Genomic DNA, 16,911 nt, shown 5'->3' with positions numbered 1-16,911 from the left:
CGCCGCGCGCCGCCTACCCGTACAGGAGGTCCATGATTTTTCCGTACGACGTCGGAAAGAGACGCTGTACGATGTCGATGAGCTTCGCATCCGATCCGATGAGAATGCGCCTTTTCTTCTTTTTTATGGCGCCGATTATCGCATTCGCGGCATCGTCCGCGCTCGTCCGCGCTATGCGATCGAAGCTTTTGGCGAACTTCTTGCCGGCGTCCTTCCCGAACCGCGAGGCGAATTTCGCGTTATGCGCTATATTTGTCTTAATCCCCCCGGGATGAACGGAGATGGCGGTGACCTTTGCGCCCTTCAGCTCGCGCTGGAGCGCCTCGGTGAAGCCCCTCACCGCGAATTTAGTTGCGCAATAGGTGGTCTGAGAGGGCACGCCGATAAGTCCGAACGCGCTCGAGAGGTTCACCACCCACGCCTCGGGGCGGTTTTTGAGATGGGGAAGGAAGGCGCGCGTGCCGTACACCACCCCCCACAGGTTGATGCCCATTATCCACTCGATTTCACGATAACTCACATCCTCGAGCCTGCCGAAAAGCGTAACACCCGCGTTGTTGACGATGATGTCGGCCTGCTTGTATTTTTTAATTACCGCGGCGGCGAAGCGCTCAACCTGGGATCGATTGGCGACATCGATGACCTGCGACATGGCCGCACCTCCGGCCTCCTTGACCATGCGGACGGTTTCGTCGAGCCCCTTTTTATTATGGTCGGCAAGCGCAAGAAAGCATCCTTCCTTCACCAGTCCGAGCGCAAGGCTGCGGCCGATACCGGACGCGGCGCCGGTTATTACGGCGACCTTTTTTTCAAGTGACTTCATTGGAATCCCCCCGGAAAACATGAAAATAGCGCGATATCGCCGGAAAACTCCGGTTATGTTTGCGCGGGAACGCGCCGAACGCAAGAGGATTTCGCCGGGCCGAGGAAAATTTCGGTTGCCGGCAACGACCGGCTTACCCGGAGTCAAGGAGCGAAGAAAGCGACAATCTGCCTGCCGAAATCGCGGCAACGCGCGACCGCATCCCCGTCCGGGTTCCACAGAACGCGCGGACCGCCTTCCATCACCTCGAAGCCGGAGTTCTTCAACATCCCTTCAGGCATCTTTATCGATTCGCCGCTCCATCCGCAGGTTCCTAAAGCCGCGGACTTTTCCCCTTGAACCCGAGTCCGCGGACATCCTCCAGGAGCCCGGCGAGCGAGCTCATAACTCCCCGGTTTACCGTGGGCGTCTTCTCCAGATTGCCGACATATTCCCTTGCGTACGGCGCCCGCACGGTATCAACAAGCGCTGTCTTTCCTTCGCGGACCAGGTACGAGTTGTAAGCGGAGCCCCTGTGGGTGGAATACCCGCTGCCGTGGAAGCGCCTTAGCTCCCGGTCGACTTTCCCGACCCGGCAAACATTGTTTTTGATGTTGATGCTTATATGTTTTGCCCTCTCATAATCTTATTTGTAGTTCAACAGACGCTGCTCTCCTTCCAGACGGCGCTTCTCCGTAAGGTCCTGGGAGACCTCCATAGTTCCCAGGTAAGCGCCCTCCTCGTCCCGCAGCGCGAAGTATTCGATATGAATGAACCTCTTATTCATCCGTATCCAGAAGGCCGCACTGTCCTCCGCGCCGATGCGAAAATCTCTGATTATGCGCTCGACGATGTTCACGCTGTGCGGCGGATGACAGAGCTGCACCTTTCTTCCCAGTATGGCGCGGTTCCGATCGAAGATGCGATGGGGACCCTGGGAGAAATAGCGCACGGTGTCGTCCGCATCGACGAAGGTGATGTCGACCGGAAGAGAGTTCAGCATGGCGGTAAGCTCCTGCGCGGTGAAGCTTCCCGAAGGAAGCTGGATACGGCCGCTCTTTGCGACCGCCGCGCTCGTCATCGCTTCAGCGGAAATCTTCTCCGGCATCCACTTCGTCTTCGGATCGTACAGGCAATACCCGATCTCGTCGCTCTGGCGGTAAACCTCGTACCATTCATCCTCGCCAAGCGTGTCAATGCTCGTCGGCAGGAGGATCTGCTCCTCCTTGTAGATCATGTCGAGCACCGCCCCGGAGGCCGGCTTGAGATCCGCATCGACAAGCCTTTGTAGGTTCTCCGGATTTTTCAGGGCGGTCTCCAGGGCGGCAAGCGCCTTCTTCAGCATGGCCCGCGCCTCGTCGTGCTTGGCCCACATCACCTTGGGCGGTCCCGTTATCCCGTGTTTTTCGAGAAATGGAAAGAGCAGGTATTCCTTTCTCCGGTAGTGCTTGTCAACATCCATAAGCGCATTGAAGTGCCCGCGCATCGTATTGATATACCCCTCCGCGCCATCACGGCCGATGGCTGGCGCCTTCTCATACAGCGCCCCGAGCGCTCCCGCCTCCCGGTTGAGCGCGATGTTCTCCTGGCGGAACGTATGGACCGGGTGGCCTTCGGGAGCGTCTTTTGTGCCCGACTGGTCGATGCTCCCCTTCAGTACGGATGTGTGCACATCGCAAAGCTTGATCACCTCCTCCGCGGGAAGGCCCTCGTTGATGAGCTCCTGTTCCGCCTTCACGACGTCCTCGTAAGGGATGCTTCCCAGCAACTGCTGCAACTGGCTTCGCACCTCGCTCTCGGCCTGGCCGTCGTGCAGCCTGCGTATAAGGTCTTTAAGTATTTCCCGCTTCTTCTTCGCGTTGTCGATAAGTTCACTCATGCGTCTTTCCTCCTTTTGATGATTTTGCCTTCCGGCATTCTCCGGTTTTCAGCACCTGGTCGATCGTCGTTTCATTTATGATGGCCTGGAACTGATCCACAATCGATGTCCATTTTTCGTGTATCGCACACCCGGTAGAACACCGGTTCAAGCCCAAAAAACACCCTCTGATATCGCCGAGATTCATGAAGAGCGACACGATCTCACCCAGGTGAATATCGCCGGGATGCCGGGCCAGGACGAAACCGCCGTTTTTACCGCGCACCGAATGCAACAGCCCCGCCTGCACCAGCCTGTTCGCGATCTTGGATAAAAAATTAAGCGGTATATCCATTTCCTCACCGATTGTCTTCGCGAGTACGGGTTTCTCCATTCCGAAAGCCGCGATATAAGACATTGCACGAATCGAATAGAGCGCGGTTTGTGAAAGCACGGGCGTTCTCCCTGCGTCGATATTCGGGCATTTATATGATATCTTCATCTTTTTGTCAACTATTTATGTTTTCACGAACCACGCCGTTCAGCGGATCATTCATTATATGCTTGCCGAATGCCGCGCCCTGGGACACGATCGGCGCCATGGGCAAAGTTTCACCGCATTCCGTCGTCGTGCCGCTCGACTGGCGCGAACCATGCGACCACTGGGGGCTCTTTCCTTCGGGGCAGGGAACGAAGGGACCGCGCCGCCGCTTCAAGGCGCTCACAGTGCGCAAGGGTAACTGCGCCTTTACGCGCGACGTTCCGCGCGGCATGATCGAATTCATTTACCGCGCGGTCACCCGCCTGGGACTGCGGGAGCGCAGGCTCGCATTTACGCGGGGCATGGTACGGAAAGGAGCGTTCAGCCTCACCAGGGCTGTCGCCGTGAGGGAGCTCGGATGGGGGGCCGGAAGCGCGGTTGTAATCCCGAGGGCGCTTCGATTCGGTGAGCGCATACAGCTTCTCGTCGACGGCGAACCCGCGATTCTGCGCGTAATGGATCTGGTCGTACTGAATGCCCTGCTGCGGCTGGCGCGCCCGTGCGATCGGCCCGACTGGTATCCCGCCATGGCCGCGGCGATCGTTTCCCGGGGATGGAAGTCACTGGAACGAACGGACATCCCCCCCGTCATTCCCGGCAAAGATAAAGACGGGAAAAGCCCGCGGAAACGCCGGCGTGTAAAATAAGATTGTAAAAATCACCCGACTGACACTTTTTACAGCCTGTTTATCCGCGAGGCACGATAAGATGGTACATCCTCATGCCGGCGAATTATTCGCCCTCCTGACAGCCCTCTGCTGGACCGTGGCCGCCATGTCGTTCGAGGCGGCGGGCAGACGCGTGGGGTCGCTCGCGGTCAATTTCATCCGCCTCGTTCTCGCTCTGCTCTTCCATGCGGTTTTTTCGCTCTTAATGCGGGGCTCGCTCTTTCCGCTCGACGCACCCTCGCACGCATGGCTCTGGCTCTCGCTATCCGGACTGGTGGGCTTTACCATCGGCGACTTGCTCCTCTTCCGGGCGCTCGTGGTGGTCGGTGCGCGCGTGTCGATGCTCATGATGGCGCTGGTGCCGCCTATCACCGCGCTTATCGGATGGGCGGCGCTCGGGGAGACGCTCTCCGCGCGAAGCATGGCCGGCATGGCGATTACGGTAGCGGGGATCATCCTGGTCGTGCTTAAAAGGGAAAAGGGAAGCCGGCGCTTCGCGCTGACGCACTCCATTACCGGAATACTCCTCGCCTTCGGAGGGGCGCTGGGACAGGCGGGCGGGCTTATACTCAGTAAGTACGGCATGTCCGACTACGACCCGTTCGCATCAACGCAGATACGGGTAATCGCCGGCACGGTCGGTTTCGCCGCCCTTTTCAGCATCATGGGTTTCTGGCCGCGCGTGGCGTCCGGGCTTAAAAACCCGCCCGCGATGTCGCGCATAACGCTCGGTGCCTTTTTCGGCCCCTTTCTCGGGGTTTCGTTTTCACTTTTCGCCGTTCAGCGCACCGCCACGGGAATCGCCTCGACCATCATGGGAATAGTCCCCGTACTAATCATCGCGCCGGCGATGCTCATCTTTCGCGAGAAGATTACCGCCCGCGAGATGGCCGGTTCGGCCCTCGCCGTTTCCGGGGTCGCGCTTTTCTTCGGCTGACGGCCGCAGGAAACAGGCCACACGCGGGCGTATCATTAACCGATGTGCGGTTTATGAACCACTCTTGCTTCGCGTGAAATATCAAATTCCCGAACGCGCTCCGACAAGGCCCTGGAGCTCTTCCACCACGCATACCATGGAGCCGGATTCGGCCCCTCCGTGATTGACCTGGGGCAGGTGCACAGGCTCTCATCCTCGCAGATCGAATCCCTTGAAAAGCGCCATTCCGGAGAAGTACACATGCTCTCGCATATCAACGGGCGGCAACCCGCGCCGCCATCGACGAGTTGAACGCCATACGCAATCGCTGCGCCGTGCTCGAAAGGGAAAAACGCGCATACCGAAAAAGGATCGGGGAGCTTAATAAAAACCTGGAGGGGCATGGCGCCGTTCGCCTTTCCCCGGAGATCCCTTTCCGGGACGGCGACGAAGACACAACGCTGAAGTATACGACGTATATGCTGGCGATGGTTTGGGAACGGCTGCATATCACAGGCGAGATACTTGGCGAAAGGATCGTCCGCGGAGAGGAGCGCAGCGAGAACAACCTCGACATCGCCGCCGGATTCCGTGTTTTCCAGTTCGATTACGACCACGCGGGATTCGGTGCGGGGATAAAGTACCCACTCGCGGGGCGGGACTACGGCCTGATCTTTTCGCTCATGCATCATTTTTAGAGCGGGCAGACCGACCCGGCCGTTTCGGGCGTTGCGCCGTTTTCCGGCCGGGGAACCGGCGCCTCCCCTCAGCTCACCCGCTCCAGCACCGTCGCCTCGTACGGGGCCAGGCCCATGTCGAGCGTCGGATACTCGATCGCCACGGACTTGTGCGTGGAGAGCGCCACGCGCCACGCCCCCCCGAGGGCGGGTCGGATCCGGCGCGGCGACGCTGAAAAATTGAGCGCGACGAACATCTTTTCCCGTTCGTGCGTTCGCGTATAACATAGAACGTCGTTCTTCGCGTCGCCTGCGCTTTCCCAGCTTCCGCGGTTGAGTGCGGGACATGAGCGCCGGAGCGCGATGAGCTTCCGGTAGAACTCGAGCACCGAACCCCCATCGCCCGACTGCAGCTCCACGTTCACCCCGCGGTAATCCCCGTTCACGCGAAGCCAGGGCTTGCCGCTCGAAAAACCGGCGTTCGGCTCCGCCGACCACTGCATGGGCGTTCGCTCCGGATCGCGCCCCGGGTGAAAGGGCCAGTAGCGCTTACCGACCGGGTCTTGTATCTCCTTGCGGGGGATATTCCCGTTGCTCATGCCTATCTCCTCGCCATAGTACAGAAAGGGCGTACCGCGGAGCGTGAGCAGCATGGCCGCGGCGAGTTTTGCGCGCGCGGGCGCGTCGGTGCCGCCGCCGAAACGGCTTCGGCTTCGGGGCTGGTCGTGATTGTTGAGTACGACGCACGGCCACGAGTTTACCGGAATGAGGGCATCCCACTCCGCGATGCGCCTGAGGAAGCCGCGCGCACTCCATGACTGGAAGACAAACGAAAAATCGAACGAGAGGTGAAGCTCGTCTCCGGAACCGAGATAACCCGCCGCCAGCGCGGAGTCTCCAGGAACGCCCGCGTTCACCTCGCCGACCGACATCCTCTCATCATAGGAATCGAGAAGGCTGCGGAACTCTTTAAGTATATCGTGCAACTCCGGACGGTCGCGGTCGAAGACGTGCCGCTGGAGGTCGTATGGCCTGGGATAAGGGCCCAAGGAGAAGGGATTGTTGCGGAAGCGGTCGTCTTTTACGAACTGGTTCACAACATCGAGGCGAAAACCGTCCACCCCCCTGTCCAGCCAGAAGCGTATCTCAGCGAACATGGCCTTCTTCAACTCGGGATTTCGCCAGTTGACGTCGGGCTGCTCTTTTAAAAACGAATGCAGGTAATACTGTTGCGTCTTTTCATCCCATTCCCACGCGCGTCCGCCGAAGGCCGCCATCCAGTTGTTGGGATATCTCCCCTTCCTGCCGTCGCGCCATATATACCAGTCGCGCTTCGGATTATCGCGCGATGAACGGGATTCCACGAACCATGGATGGAGGTGCGAGGTGTGGTTCATTACGAGATCCAGTATCACGCGAATGCCCCTTCGATGCGCTGCTTCGATAAATGTGTCGAAATCCCGCTGTGTGCCGAAAACCGGGTCGATACCACGGTAGTCGCTGATATCGTAACCGAAATCGAACATCGGCGAAGTATTTATCGGGGAGAGCCAGATGCCGTCGATCCCCAGGTCAGAAAGGTAAGCGAGCTTTTCAATAATGCCGGCGATATCGCCCACGCCGTCACCGTTGGAGTCGTAAAAGCTTCGCGGGTAAATCTGATAGATCACGCCGTGCTTCCACCAGAGCCAGTCCATTCCCATTTTCCACCTCCATCGCCGGGAATCATCTGATCATAGTCCGGCCGTTCTGTCAACCGCTTGTCTGCGGACGCACGTGCCGTTTTTTTGTTTACAGAAGCGACAATGGCCGCATACAGTGTCGGCATACGGCGCTCCCGGGCGCCGCACCGCAATCGAAAATCAAACCATAAGGACGGCTTGATGTCATATAAAATCGCTTTGTATCCCGGAGACGGGGTCGGCCCCGAGGTCATCGCCGAGGCACGCAGGGTGCTCGAGGCCCTTCCGGTTTCCTTCGATTTCACGATTTTCGACTGGAACTGCGGCCTTTACGCCTCGACCGGCAGATGCGCCCCCGAAGACTATCTCGACCGCCTCACGCCCTTTGACGCAATACTCCTCGGGGCCCTCGGAGACGCGGCGAAGGCTCCCGACCATATCGCCGTCGAGCCGCTTCTGGCCATGCGCAAGGGCTTCGACCAGTATGTGAACATCAGGCCCGCCGTGCTCTTCGAAGGCGTTGACTGCCCGCTGAAAAACGTAAAGCCCGGCGAAATCGACATGGTCGTCATCCGCGAGAACACCGAGGGCGAGTATACCAGCCTCGGCGGCCGTCACTACGTGGGAACGCCGCACGAAGCGGCGATGCAGGTCAATTATTTCACGCGAATGGGGACCGAGCGAATCATACGCTACGCCTTCGAAACCGCGCGCAAACGCGAGCGCAGGCACGTTACCAGCATCACCAAATCAAACGCCCTGAAATACAGCATGGTGTTCTGGGACGCGGTGCTCGCCGACGTCGCAAAGGATTATCCCGACGTAACATGCATCTCCATGCTCGTGGACGCGGCAGCCATGAACTTCGTGCGATCACCGCGCATCTTCGACGTGGTAGTAAGCTCAAACCTTTTCGGAGACATCCTCACCGACATAGCGGCGATCATAGTCGGCGGGATGGGTTTTGCGGGAAGCGCGAACATCAATCCGACGCGCAAATACCCATCCATGTTCGAGCCGGTGCACGGCTCCGCGCCGGATATCGCAGGCACCGGCAAGGCGAACCCCATAGCGGCGGTCCTCTCCGCCGCCATGCTGTGCGAGTTCCTGGGAGAGGTGGACTGCGCCGAACGCGTTCGCACCGCCGTGCGAACACATCTGGCGGAGGGAAATGTACGGACTCCGGACCGCGGCGGCTCGGACTCCGCCTCCGCGGTCGGCGACGATATTGTTAAAAAACTATAGGGATGATACAGTGGATTACTCGGTATATGCAGGCGACGACTGTACGGTCAAGGACTATCACTTCACCGTATCCGACGGCGTGGCGCTGAAAATAATTGACTTTATCCCGCGGCGCGACAACGACAAGCGACCGGTGATATTCTTCGTGGCCGGTTGGATATCGGCGATCTCGGGATGGCGGGGCGTTCTGAAGGTGATAAGCTCGCAATACCGCACCATCTACCTCGAGACCCGCGAGAAGCGATCATCCATCATCCCAAAAAACAAGAAGGTCGGTTTCGCCATGGACCGGCTTTCAGCCGATATCAGGGAAACGATCGACGGGCTCATTCCTCCCCGTCGCACGTTCATACTGGCGGGAAGCTCGCTGGGAGGCACGGCCATTCTCGAATACCTTGCCGAAAAATGGCGAAAACCTCTCTGCGCCATCCTCGTGGGCCCCAATGCGGAATTCAGGTTCCCGATGTTTCTGGGGCGTGTCATACCCGCGTTTCCGCCGTCTTTCTATCTTGCATTAAAGCCAATCATAAAATGGTACCTGCGCAACTTCAGGCTGGACAAGAAAAACGAGCAGGAACAGGTCAAAAAATACGAGGCCACACTGGACGCGGCCGACCCATACAAGCTTAAATACAACGCGATCGCGATCCGAAACTATTCGATATGGCACATACTTCCCGCCGTATCGACGCCGGTCCTCGTCGTGGGAGCCGCGCTCGACAAGCTGCACGGTAACGAGGCTCTGAGGAAAATGGTCGGGGCGCTCCCGCGCGCGTCGTACCGGGAGCTTGCGAGCAACAAGGAAACGCACAGCGAAAAGGCCGGCGAGCTCATCGTCGCTTTCATCAATAAACGCGATTATCTCGAGATATAACGCCGGCGCGCGGCTTAAATTACTTGCTCTTTCCACGGCCAGGTCATATTTTATTTGCAGGGTCGGCATGTCCCGGCAAGGAAGGAGCCATGATGTCGCTATGCAGGGTCGACGTGATCAACGTCTTTCTCGATCAGAACTCGGGCTCTCCCGTGGTCCTTCTTCAAGACAGGGATTCGGGGGATGTTCTGCCGATACTCGTCGCCCCGCTCGAGGCAAGCCTCATAGCCATTGAAATCGAAGGCAAAAAGCCGGTGAGGCCGCTCACTCACGACCTGCTGGCAAGCATCATAAACCGGCTCGCCTGGCGGGTGGAGTCCATCGTGGTGGACGATTTACGCGAGAATATATTCTACGCCAAGATACTGCTCGAGAGGAAAGGAGAGCGAATCGAGATCGACAGCAGGCCCAGCGACGCCATCGCGCTCGCGCTTCGGACCAAATCGCCGATGTTTGTCAGAAAAAAGGTCTTCGGACTTTCGATGGGTCTGGACAGGGCCGCTCATAAATATGACGCGGATACGCTCAAAGAGATGCTCGAGAACATCGATATCGACGATGTCGACGGAAAGATCATGTAAAACGTCGTCAGAGCACCGCGTATTCGCGAACAAATCCGACTTTTAGTTCACCCCGGGCACCCGGGGGCTTACTCCCGCCGTCGGCGGGCACGTGGCGGAAACTCCCGGGTTTAGCGAAAACCCTACCATTATTTTGCGGAGGATGCAATGCCCACTCGCTCCGTACCGGCCGGGAAAAACATCGCCCGGATGCACGATATCATCCGCGAACTCACCGAGATAGAAACCAGGCTCGATTCCTTCATCGACGTAACCATGTGGATCAGCGACCCGCACGGCGCCGGCGACCGCTTCGTGTCGATCCTCAAGGGACGATTCGGAGTGGTCTGGCGCATCTGTTACGAGGCGCTCCCCAAGACCTTCTCCAACGAAAAAATTGAGTACCTCGGAAGAATAATCCGCAAGGAAAAATATTTCCGGGCCGAGACCTACGCTATGGAGCGTCAGGACGTCATATCATCGCTGGTCAAGATAATCCAGTACCGCGTCCAGAATGCTGGAGACTTCGACCAGATACGAAACAATATCAACAGGGATCTCAAGCTGGTCCTCGAAAACCTCATACTCAACTTCCCCGTACCCAATATCGTTTACGAAAACCGGCTTATCGCCGACCGGGTGATATCCGCGCTGTGCAAGATCGTGAAACAGGTGATATTGGGAAACCTGATCGTCCTGGGCGACATATTCGACCGCGGCGACGAGCCCGACAAGATCGTGCGCATTCTCAACAGCCGCGAGATACGCCCGTATGTCAAGCTGGTATGGGGTAACCACGACATATTGTGGATGGGCGCCGCGGCCGGCAACCGTTCGATGATCGCGGAAGCGTTGCGCATAAGCGTACGCTACGACAATCTGGATTTCATCGGGCGCCTCGGGATCGATCTGTCGAAGCTGGTGGAATTCGCACAACGCCTGTATCCGGACGACGTCGGAGGAAGCTTCAAGGCCAAAAAGGAGTCCACGCGCAAGCTTGAAAAGACGCTCGCGATGATCCAGTTCAAACTGGAGGAAAAGACCATCCGCGCCAATCCCGACCTCGCCATGGAGTCGCGCCTCTGGCTGGACAGGCTGGCGGACATGATAAGGAAAAGACATACCGGCGGCCTGACCGACACGCATTTCCCCACCCTTGACCTCGACAACCCTCCTCGGCTCAGCGCGGAAGAGGCGGCGGTAATCGACGACCTCGCGCGCCAGTTCACCAACAGCGAGCGCCTCAAGTCAATCATGCGCTTCTTCTTCGACCGGGGAAGCATGTATCATATCAACAACTACATCCTCAACATACACGCACTGATACCCAGTACGGCCGACGGCAGGTTCGAGGAGTTTCTGGGCCGCCGGGGAAAAGAGCTCTTCGATTATCTCCAAAATATGATCAATAACATCGGTGTGAATTATTTTCAAGGGAAGGAGCAGGATGAACGCGACCTTGCGATAATGTTCTACCTCTGGTGCGGACCGAAGTCGCCCTTCTTCGGCAAGGACGCGATGAAGACTTTCGAGCGGTACTTTTTCTCCGACAAGGCGACCCACAAGGAGAAGCTCCTCTACTGGGGCGAGAACCTCAAGAGACCGGATTTTATGGACATGATCATGCGCGAGTTCGACGTCCGGCGCATCGTCTACGGCCACACTCCCGTCGATTTTAAGAAAGGTGAAAAGATCGCCTCGGCCGACGGGCGCGCCATAAACATCGACGGCGGCTTCGCAGACGCGTACCTCAGCCGCGGGCACGCGCTCATCCACACGCCCTACTCAATCTACGCGATCATCCTTCCCACGTCGCAGGAAATCAGGGAAGCAAGGGTGAAGCGGGAGCCGGTCAGGCTCATGGTGGAGACAATCGACACCTTCGAAACGCCCCTGCGGGTAAGTGACACTTATGCAGGCAAGCAGCTGAAAGAAAAGAGAAACTTGCTGCGGGTGGAGCTCGGGGAATACGCGTCCGCCAACGGGGAATTCTGAACCATTACCGTTATGCGATGACCTCAAGACACGATTTCACCGTGCCATACCGCTCGAGGGCGCGGTCCTTGTCGACCATGCTTATCTCGGGATTTTTCTGACCGGCGCCCTTCTGCACGAGAATCCCGTCGTCGACGAGACTGCGAATGGCGCTTTCGTAGTTCGGCATTGAAAGCGATTCGGAGAGTCGCATTTCGCCGGTATGGTACAACCGTACGCCGCTTTTCCTGACATCGGCGACGAGGTCCTTCCTGCCAAGCTTCCGCACGCGCTGGTTCAGTACCGTATGCAACACAACGAGGTATGACTCAAAATACTCCTGTATGATCTTGGCGTGATACCTGAGTGTCTCCGCCCCGTCATCAACGATGGTGAGCGCGCCGCCCTCTTCAGCGACTATGCTTTCCGCGCGGATATGATCATAGACTTTGCGGTCGAACGGAAGGCCGTCCTCTTCAACGACGGGGAGGATGAACTCGTGGGAGAAAAGATGCCTGAGCGTTTCGCATTCTTTCTTCAGCGCGGCATGTCCCGTGTCGCCTTTCTTCCGCGAGGTCAGAATCGCGGCCGAGGCAATGCAGAGCGGCACAAGGTAGTGGATGATGCTGTTTTTATAGAAAACGATTCGGGCCCTGTTGTCTTCCCTCAGCAGGTAAAAATCCTTCACCACTTCTTTCTTCCTGCTGCCCTCTACGCGCAGCTCCTCCACAATCCGGTCCTCCATATAGGCGCTCAGAACATAATCAACTATTTCGTCGAGGTTCGAGAGATTGTGCAGCGATTCGGACATCAGAATTTCCGCCGCCGAAAGGTATCGGTGGATACACAGGATCCTCTCAACGAGCATTTGCCGCGAGAAGCCCTTAACCGAGGAAATCAGCACCGCCGTGGTGGTGAGCGCGAACGGTGTGACGACGGTAACCTCGTTGATGCGCCGTATAACCGTATTCGCCACCTCGAGAGGAACGCGCTCCTTCTCGACGCCGCTATCCCTTATCTCATTGACGCTGAACGGCTTATTGAAAGTGACGTATACCCTGCCGTATTTCCTCTTTAAAAGCTTCCGGCTCTCCACCATCGCCGACACTGATTCGGTTTCCTTCTCGCGCCCCTTCACCTCGGCGACATAGCTCTGCTCCTCGAGAATGCGGTCGTAATTGATCGCCACCGGAACGAACATGAGATCGGTGTTGTAGCCCTCGTCGATCGCTTCCATCAGGTAGTTCAGAAAACCGAGCTTGGGCAGCGCAAGCTTGCCGGTTCTGGTGCGGCCGCCCTCTATGAAGAACTCGATGCTGTAACCCTCGGAAACGAGGGTCTTGACATACTGCCTGAATACGACCGGATAGAGCTTCAATCCCTTGAACGAGCGGCGCAGAAAAAACGCGCCGGAATGCCTGAAAATCACGCCCATCGGCCAGAAACTTAAATTTACCCCGGCCGCGATATGCGGGGGGAACATGTTGTTCATGAACAGAATGAACGAGATGATGAGATAATCCATATGGCTCTTGTGGCACGGGGTGAAAACAAGCGGCCCCTTCTGGGCGGCCTCGCGGAGCATCTTTATGGACTCCGGGTCGTACGTTATCCCGTCGAATATCTTTCGGAGCATCACGCCCACCGATTTGGCGAAATAGCTTATATACACCTGTGAATAGTCCGCGGCTATCTCGCGGTAATACTTGTACGCCTTTTTCCGCAGCTTGCGTTCGGAGGCCCCGTCCTCGCGCACCAGCCGGGCGATCTCATCGAGCACGTTTTTGTGATAGAGCACCTTCTCCATCATTTCCTGATGGGACTTAATCACAGGGCCCAGGGTGGTCCGTTTTTCGTGATGATAGATGCCGAGAAGCTTGTTGCGGACCTCGATGGCGATCTGCCGCGAATCATCGGACTTCGACGCCTCAATCTCTTCCCGCAGGCTGACGGGCTTCGTTATGCGAACGTACGCTGGCGATGTGCTCTTGAGGGTCGCTATCCATCCCGAGATAAGCCCCTTGTCCCCGGTCGCCTTCGACGTTAGAATGTCGCGGTGGGAAGTCCATATGACGTTCTTGCCTCCGGTCCGCTCGGGGTTGCGGTTCCAGAAGATCATCTGCGGGAGAAGGTATATGGGGGTATCTATCCGCTTCTGCACCTCGATCAGGTGCAGGATCGAATCGTACTTGATCTCCATGTACCTCTTGATAAAAAAACGCCGCGACATGAGTGAAAGGATTATACCCTTCCCGCCGAGGATGAGCTCCCTGACATGATCGGTGTCGAGGACAAACTTATATTTACGCCTCAACACAACCTGGTCGAAGAGCTTGACGATGCGCTTCCAGACGAACGATACCGTCTGCAACATGAAAGGATTGTATTCGAGTGAAAATACCGGCGGTTCGAAGCCGTGCCGCTTCAGCAGATTGTAAAGGATGAGAAGCGAGATGTTGGAGCTGTGGAAGGAGGCATAGACGATATGGCGCTTCTCGGACGAGCAGTCCCGGAGCGTCTTTAGGCTCTCGGCGTCGAAATCAACGTTGCGAAAAAGCACTCCCGCGATCTTTTCGACAACCGGGTTGAGCCTGTTGTATATCTCGCCGTCATATATGTTCGAGGTGATGATCCCCGAATCGCCGCCATTCTTCATTAGTTTCCGCTCCTGATCTTTCCAACCGCCGGCGAATTAAAACCGCGGAAACGCGGTTAAGCGAAAAGACAAAACTCTCCACCATCGTACTTCACCGATAGCGCCCATTTCATTGATTGTAAGCTTTTATCGATTTTCAAGAATCAGTAATAGATGCACCCTTCTGACCGATATGCAACGTGGTATTGCATTCCATTCAGTACCTCACCTGACGCCGGTGCCATTGCGGTATTCAGTCAGCCCGGTCCAAATATGGCAAGTAATTTTTGGCCTCCCGGAGGCTGAATATAGTAAATATATTATATGCATTATTTTAATATTTAACATTTATCCGGATTATTCATCATTTTCTCACTCCTTTTTGCATAAAGCCACGGCAGAGGTGCAAGGTACCGGTCCGGACATGCGGCTAAATTTACGCGAGTATGTAAAAAAACGATTGAAAAATAATGCCACGCCGGAAGTAAATACCGGGAAGGTTATATCGGGATGTAGCGCAGCCAGGTAGCGCGCTGCGTTCGGGACGCAGAAGCCGGGAGTTCGAATCTCCCCATCCCGACATGGCTTTTTCCGGGTCGAAGCCGAGACCGCCGGATGCGGGCCGCGCTATAAAGATAAAATATACGAAATTAGGCGCCCTTACTGAATATTAACCCAGGATTCTCCGATATTGAATCGACTGGTCATTATGACTTGGGGTGTTTCGGTAATTTCGCTTGAATTATATTTCGAATTTAGTATATTCAATTCGAAATGTTACGAACCCCGTTGATCAGATAAAGATAAAGACCGTGCCTGCAAACCGTTAAATCAGCGGGGCAGTATCTTGTCGGTGACCCACGATGAGCGGGGAAAGCAAGTAACCGGATATGCCAGACATCAAAGCGGAAGAGATATACAATGTTTCGTTCCCGTCGCTCAAGGACTCACGAAAGGGAGTCGTTAACGCGGTAATCGAAAAAATACTTGAAAATGGCCTGTCCACGAAGCTCTCGCGCGACGAGCTCTATCTCCTTATCGACGAGGCGGTCACCAACGCCATGGAGCATGGCAACAAATGGAACCCCGACAAAATGGTGTCGGTTATCGTAACGAAAAACCCGAGCCATCTCAATATCAGTGTAAGCGACGAGGGGGCCGGCTTCGCCTTGGGTACAACTTCGAATACCTGCGCAGAAATGGAGCCACTGACCATCAGAGGAAGGGGCATTAAAATCATCCGTCAGTTCTGCAGACCCAGATGGAACGACTGCGGAAACTGTATAGAACTCATCATCGATCTGGCATAAGACCCGCCATGAAGCGCTTTTCATTCGCCGCCATCGCCGCGGTGCCGGTCACCGTCATTTTCCTTTTTTTCCACTCCGGGCCTGCCGAGGGGGCGGTTATCCTGGGCGAGACATCGTCAATGTTCGCGGAGATCCGGCAGACGCTCCTGGAGATAAAGGATACTTTCGGGGGGGTCTGGCGCTTCGGGGAGAGCGTTTCCTCGGTGGTGCGCACGATCGCCGATCTGGTCGATCCGCGCGCGCTGGCGCTTCTCTTTTTTGTGCTGCTTTTTTCCGCCGGTTTCGCAGCGATAGGCATACCGCGCGGCAGGGCGTCATTCTTCATTTCGCTCTCGCTCGTCAATGCACTCTGGTTCGCCTGGGGTAAAAGCGCGAGCGCGGAGATGTTTGCCTATTCCCTGGGCATGGCCGCCGCGAACCTCTACCTGCTCGTTCCCTACTTCTCGTACCTGATCCTCCGCCGCTGGGCACCCCCGCTGGCGAAACGCGCGCTTGCCGCGGCGCGTTCCCGCCGGGTCGAGGCCGGGACGGCGACGCCGAAAAGCCGCGAGGAAATCCGCTTCCTCTCGCGCCGCGTCGAGGACGAATGCCTGGGGCTTCTGGCCTCGCTGTCGGGGGACGCCGCCGGTTGCGGCGCGAATGACCCGGTCGCGGTTTCAGAAGAGAGCAAGGAACGCATTGGACGCCTGCGAGAAACACTCGAAAAATTAATTTCATGATCCGTATAGAGGAACGAAATGGAAATAACCCGAAGCACCGGCAGAAAGGTCGCGATAATCCATCTTTCCGGAATTTTTGAATATCACGACGAGTCGAAGCTCCTGACGGCGATGCGCCATTCCGTCGAGGAGGCACCCGACCTCGTTGCAATAGACCTGGCGGGGGTCGACAACCTCAATTCCGCCTGCATGGCCGCTCTATTGTCCATGCTCAAGATCGCCGACGAGGCCAGGCTGCATTTCATTCTTTATGGAATGAATGCGCGCGTCCATATGCTGATCGAAAAGGTGTTTTCGCGCGATTACGTCCCCCTGCTATCGACCGAAGAGTTCGCCGAGCGTTATCTGTAAGTGCCGTAAACGCCTCTTCCCGCCACCGCAACGACTGCACGAGGCCTGTCGAAAAATTCGGTGGACAGCTTCACCTCGATCTGTTAGATATCTTTCTGT

16 protein-coding genes, 1 tRNA gene and 1 pseudogene are annotated in these 16,911 nt (G+C 56.7%); 11 read left to right on the top strand and 7 right to left on the bottom strand.

Features of this window, described 5'->3' with window-relative positions:
- Window positions 1-13: 13 nt before the first annotated feature.
- The 5 genes and pseudogenes from VLM75_10925 to VLM75_10905 form a co-directional block, all read right to left on the bottom strand.
- Complete coding sequence (locus VLM75_10925; GenBank protein HSV97429.1) at window positions 14-823, bottom strand: SDR family NAD(P)-dependent oxidoreductase; 810 nt, start codon at window positions 821-823, stop codon at window positions 14-16.
- A gap of 143 nt (window positions 824-966) precedes the next feature.
- Window positions 967-1,104 carry a hypothetical protein gene (locus tag VLM75_10920; protein HSV97428.1) on the bottom strand — a complete coding sequence of 46 codons (138 nt, stop codon included), beginning with the start codon at window positions 1,102-1,104 and terminating at the stop codon, window positions 967-969.
- Window positions 1,105-1,232: 128 nt separating this feature from the next.
- A pseudogene (locus tag VLM75_10915) lies at window positions 1,233-1,427 on the bottom strand (anaerobic nitric oxide reductase flavorubredoxin).
- Between the two features lie 21 nt (window positions 1,428-1,448).
- Window positions 1,449-2,681: a DUF438 domain-containing protein gene (locus tag VLM75_10910; protein ID HSV97427.1), complete on the bottom strand. Its 1,233-nt coding sequence runs from the start codon at window positions 2,679-2,681 to the stop codon at window positions 1,449-1,451.
- The gene (locus tag VLM75_10905) at window positions 2,674-3,114 is read right to left on the bottom strand and encodes an Rrf2 family transcriptional regulator (protein ID HSV97426.1); all 441 of its coding nucleotides are present in this window, start codon (window positions 3,112-3,114) and stop codon (window positions 2,674-2,676) included. The genes VLM75_10910 and VLM75_10905 overlap by 8 nt, the downstream gene beginning before the upstream one ends.
- A 146-nt stretch (window positions 3,115-3,260) precedes the next feature.
- Between VLM75_10905 and VLM75_10900 the strand changes: the two genes are divergently transcribed.
- From VLM75_10900 to VLM75_10890, 3 genes are all read left to right on the top strand, one after another.
- Window positions 3,261-3,848, top strand: a complete 588-nt coding sequence (locus tag VLM75_10900; GenBank protein HSV97425.1) for a hypothetical protein — start codon at window positions 3,261-3,263, stop codon at window positions 3,846-3,848.
- A gap of 61 nt (window positions 3,849-3,909) precedes the next feature.
- Window positions 3,910-4,806 (top strand): DMT family transporter, encoded by an 897-nt coding sequence (locus VLM75_10895; GenBank protein ID HSV97424.1) that lies wholly within the window; start codon window positions 3,910-3,912, stop codon window positions 4,804-4,806.
- Between the two features lie 287 nt (window positions 4,807-5,093).
- A complete protein-coding gene (locus VLM75_10890) occupies window positions 5,094-5,483 on the top strand; it encodes a hypothetical protein (protein ID HSV97423.1) in 390 nt (129 codons plus the stop codon).
- Window positions 5,484-5,551: 68 nt separating this feature from the next.
- On the opposite strand, the gene VLM75_10885 is transcribed toward VLM75_10890, so the two are convergent.
- Window positions 5,552-7,165 carry an alpha-glucosidase gene (locus tag VLM75_10885; GenBank protein HSV97422.1) on the bottom strand — a complete coding sequence of 538 codons (1,614 nt, stop codon included), beginning with the start codon at window positions 7,163-7,165 and terminating at the stop codon, window positions 5,552-5,554.
- A 180-nt stretch (window positions 7,166-7,345) separates the two neighbouring features.
- Here VLM75_10885 and VLM75_10880 point away from each other — a divergent pair, with 180 nt between their 5' ends.
- The 4 genes from VLM75_10880 to VLM75_10865 all read left to right on the top strand — a co-directional run bounded on the left by VLM75_10880 (window position 7,346) and on the right by VLM75_10865 (window position 11,818).
- Entirely contained in the window at window positions 7,346-8,389 is a 1,044-nt protein-coding gene (locus VLM75_10880) for an isocitrate/isopropylmalate dehydrogenase family protein (protein ID HSV97421.1), read from the top strand.
- Window positions 8,390-8,399: 10 nt separating this feature from the next.
- Complete coding sequence (locus tag VLM75_10875) at window positions 8,400-9,263, top strand: alpha/beta hydrolase (GenBank protein HSV97420.1); 864 nt, start codon at window positions 8,400-8,402, stop codon at window positions 9,261-9,263.
- A gap of 89 nt (window positions 9,264-9,352) precedes the next feature.
- Window positions 9,353-9,844 carry a bifunctional nuclease family protein gene (locus VLM75_10870; GenBank protein ID HSV97419.1) on the top strand — a complete coding sequence of 164 codons (492 nt, stop codon included), beginning with the start codon at window positions 9,353-9,355 and terminating at the stop codon, window positions 9,842-9,844.
- 147 nt (window positions 9,845-9,991) lie between these two features.
- Window positions 9,992-11,818 (top strand): fructose-bisphosphatase class III, encoded by a 1,827-nt coding sequence (locus VLM75_10865; GenBank protein ID HSV97418.1) that lies wholly within the window; start codon window positions 9,992-9,994, stop codon window positions 11,816-11,818.
- Window positions 11,819-11,828: 10 nt separating this feature from the next.
- On the opposite strand, the gene VLM75_10860 is transcribed toward VLM75_10865, so the two are convergent.
- Window positions 11,829-14,453 (bottom strand): 1-acyl-sn-glycerol-3-phosphate acyltransferase, encoded by a 2,625-nt coding sequence (locus VLM75_10860; protein ID HSV97417.1) that lies wholly within the window; start codon window positions 14,451-14,453, stop codon window positions 11,829-11,831.
- Between the two features lie 485 nt (window positions 14,454-14,938).
- On the opposite strand from VLM75_10860, the gene VLM75_10855 reads away from it, so the two are divergent.
- The 4 genes from VLM75_10855 to VLM75_10840 all read left to right on the top strand — a co-directional run bounded on the left by VLM75_10855 (window position 14,939) and on the right by VLM75_10840 (window position 16,812).
- A tRNA-Pro gene (locus VLM75_10855) sits at window positions 14,939-15,012 on the top strand.
- Window positions 15,013-15,322: 310 nt separating this feature from the next.
- Window positions 15,323-15,742: an ATP-binding protein gene (locus tag VLM75_10850; protein ID HSV97416.1), complete on the top strand. Its 420-nt coding sequence runs from the start codon at window positions 15,323-15,325 to the stop codon at window positions 15,740-15,742.
- Between the two features lie 8 nt (window positions 15,743-15,750).
- Complete coding sequence (locus tag VLM75_10845) at window positions 15,751-16,461, top strand: hypothetical protein (protein ID HSV97415.1); 711 nt, start codon at window positions 15,751-15,753, stop codon at window positions 16,459-16,461.
- Between the two features lie 18 nt (window positions 16,462-16,479).
- Window positions 16,480-16,812: an STAS domain-containing protein gene (locus VLM75_10840; protein ID HSV97414.1), complete on the top strand. Its 333-nt coding sequence runs from the start codon at window positions 16,480-16,482 to the stop codon at window positions 16,810-16,812.
- Window positions 16,813-16,911 lie beyond the last annotated feature (99 nt).

Source organism: Spirochaetota bacterium, from assembly GCA_035477215.1.
Classification (GTDB): domain Bacteria; phylum Spirochaetota; class UBA4802; order UBA4802; family UBA5368; genus MVZN01.
This window is presented reverse-complemented; position numbering and strand designations above follow the sequence as displayed.

What these genes read in the sequence shown, in the direction of transcription:
- VLM75_10920 (HSV97428.1), bottom strand. Translation starts at nt 1,104, where the DNA reads ATGCCTGAAGGGATGTTGAAGAACTCCGGCTTCGAGGTGATGGAAGGC.
- VLM75_10860 (HSV97417.1), bottom strand. Translation starts at nt 14,453, where the DNA reads ATGAAGAATGGCGGCGATTCGGGGATCATCACCTCGAACATATATGAC.
- VLM75_10840 (HSV97414.1), top strand. Translation starts at nt 16,480, where the DNA reads ATGGAAATAACCCGAAGCACCGGCAGAAAGGTCGCGATAATCCATCTT.
- VLM75_10880 (HSV97421.1), top strand. Translation starts at nt 7,346, where the DNA reads ATGTCATATAAAATCGCTTTGTATCCCGGAGACGGGGTCGGCCCCGAG.
- VLM75_10885 (HSV97422.1), bottom strand. Translation starts at nt 7,165, where the DNA reads ATGGGAATGGACTGGCTCTGGTGGAAGCACGGCGTGATCTATCAGATT.
- VLM75_10900 (HSV97425.1), top strand. Translation starts at nt 3,261, where the DNA reads ATGGGCAAAGTTTCACCGCATTCCGTCGTCGTGCCGCTCGACTGGCGC.
- VLM75_10865 (HSV97418.1), top strand. Translation starts at nt 9,992, where the DNA reads ATGCCCACTCGCTCCGTACCGGCCGGGAAAAACATCGCCCGGATGCAC.
- VLM75_10845 (HSV97415.1), top strand. Translation starts at nt 15,751, where the DNA reads ATGAAGCGCTTTTCATTCGCCGCCATCGCCGCGGTGCCGGTCACCGTC.
- VLM75_10895 (HSV97424.1), top strand. Translation starts at nt 3,910, where the DNA reads ATGGTACATCCTCATGCCGGCGAATTATTCGCCCTCCTGACAGCCCTC.
- VLM75_10870 (HSV97419.1), top strand. Translation starts at nt 9,353, where the DNA reads ATGATGTCGCTATGCAGGGTCGACGTGATCAACGTCTTTCTCGATCAG.
- VLM75_10850 (HSV97416.1), top strand. Translation starts at nt 15,323, where the DNA reads ATGCCAGACATCAAAGCGGAAGAGATATACAATGTTTCGTTCCCGTCG.
- VLM75_10910 (HSV97427.1), bottom strand. Translation starts at nt 2,681, where the DNA reads ATGAGTGAACTTATCGACAACGCGAAGAAGAAGCGGGAAATACTTAAA.
- VLM75_10925 (HSV97429.1), bottom strand. Translation starts at nt 823, where the DNA reads ATGAAGTCACTTGAAAAAAAGGTCGCCGTAATAACCGGCGCCGCGTCC.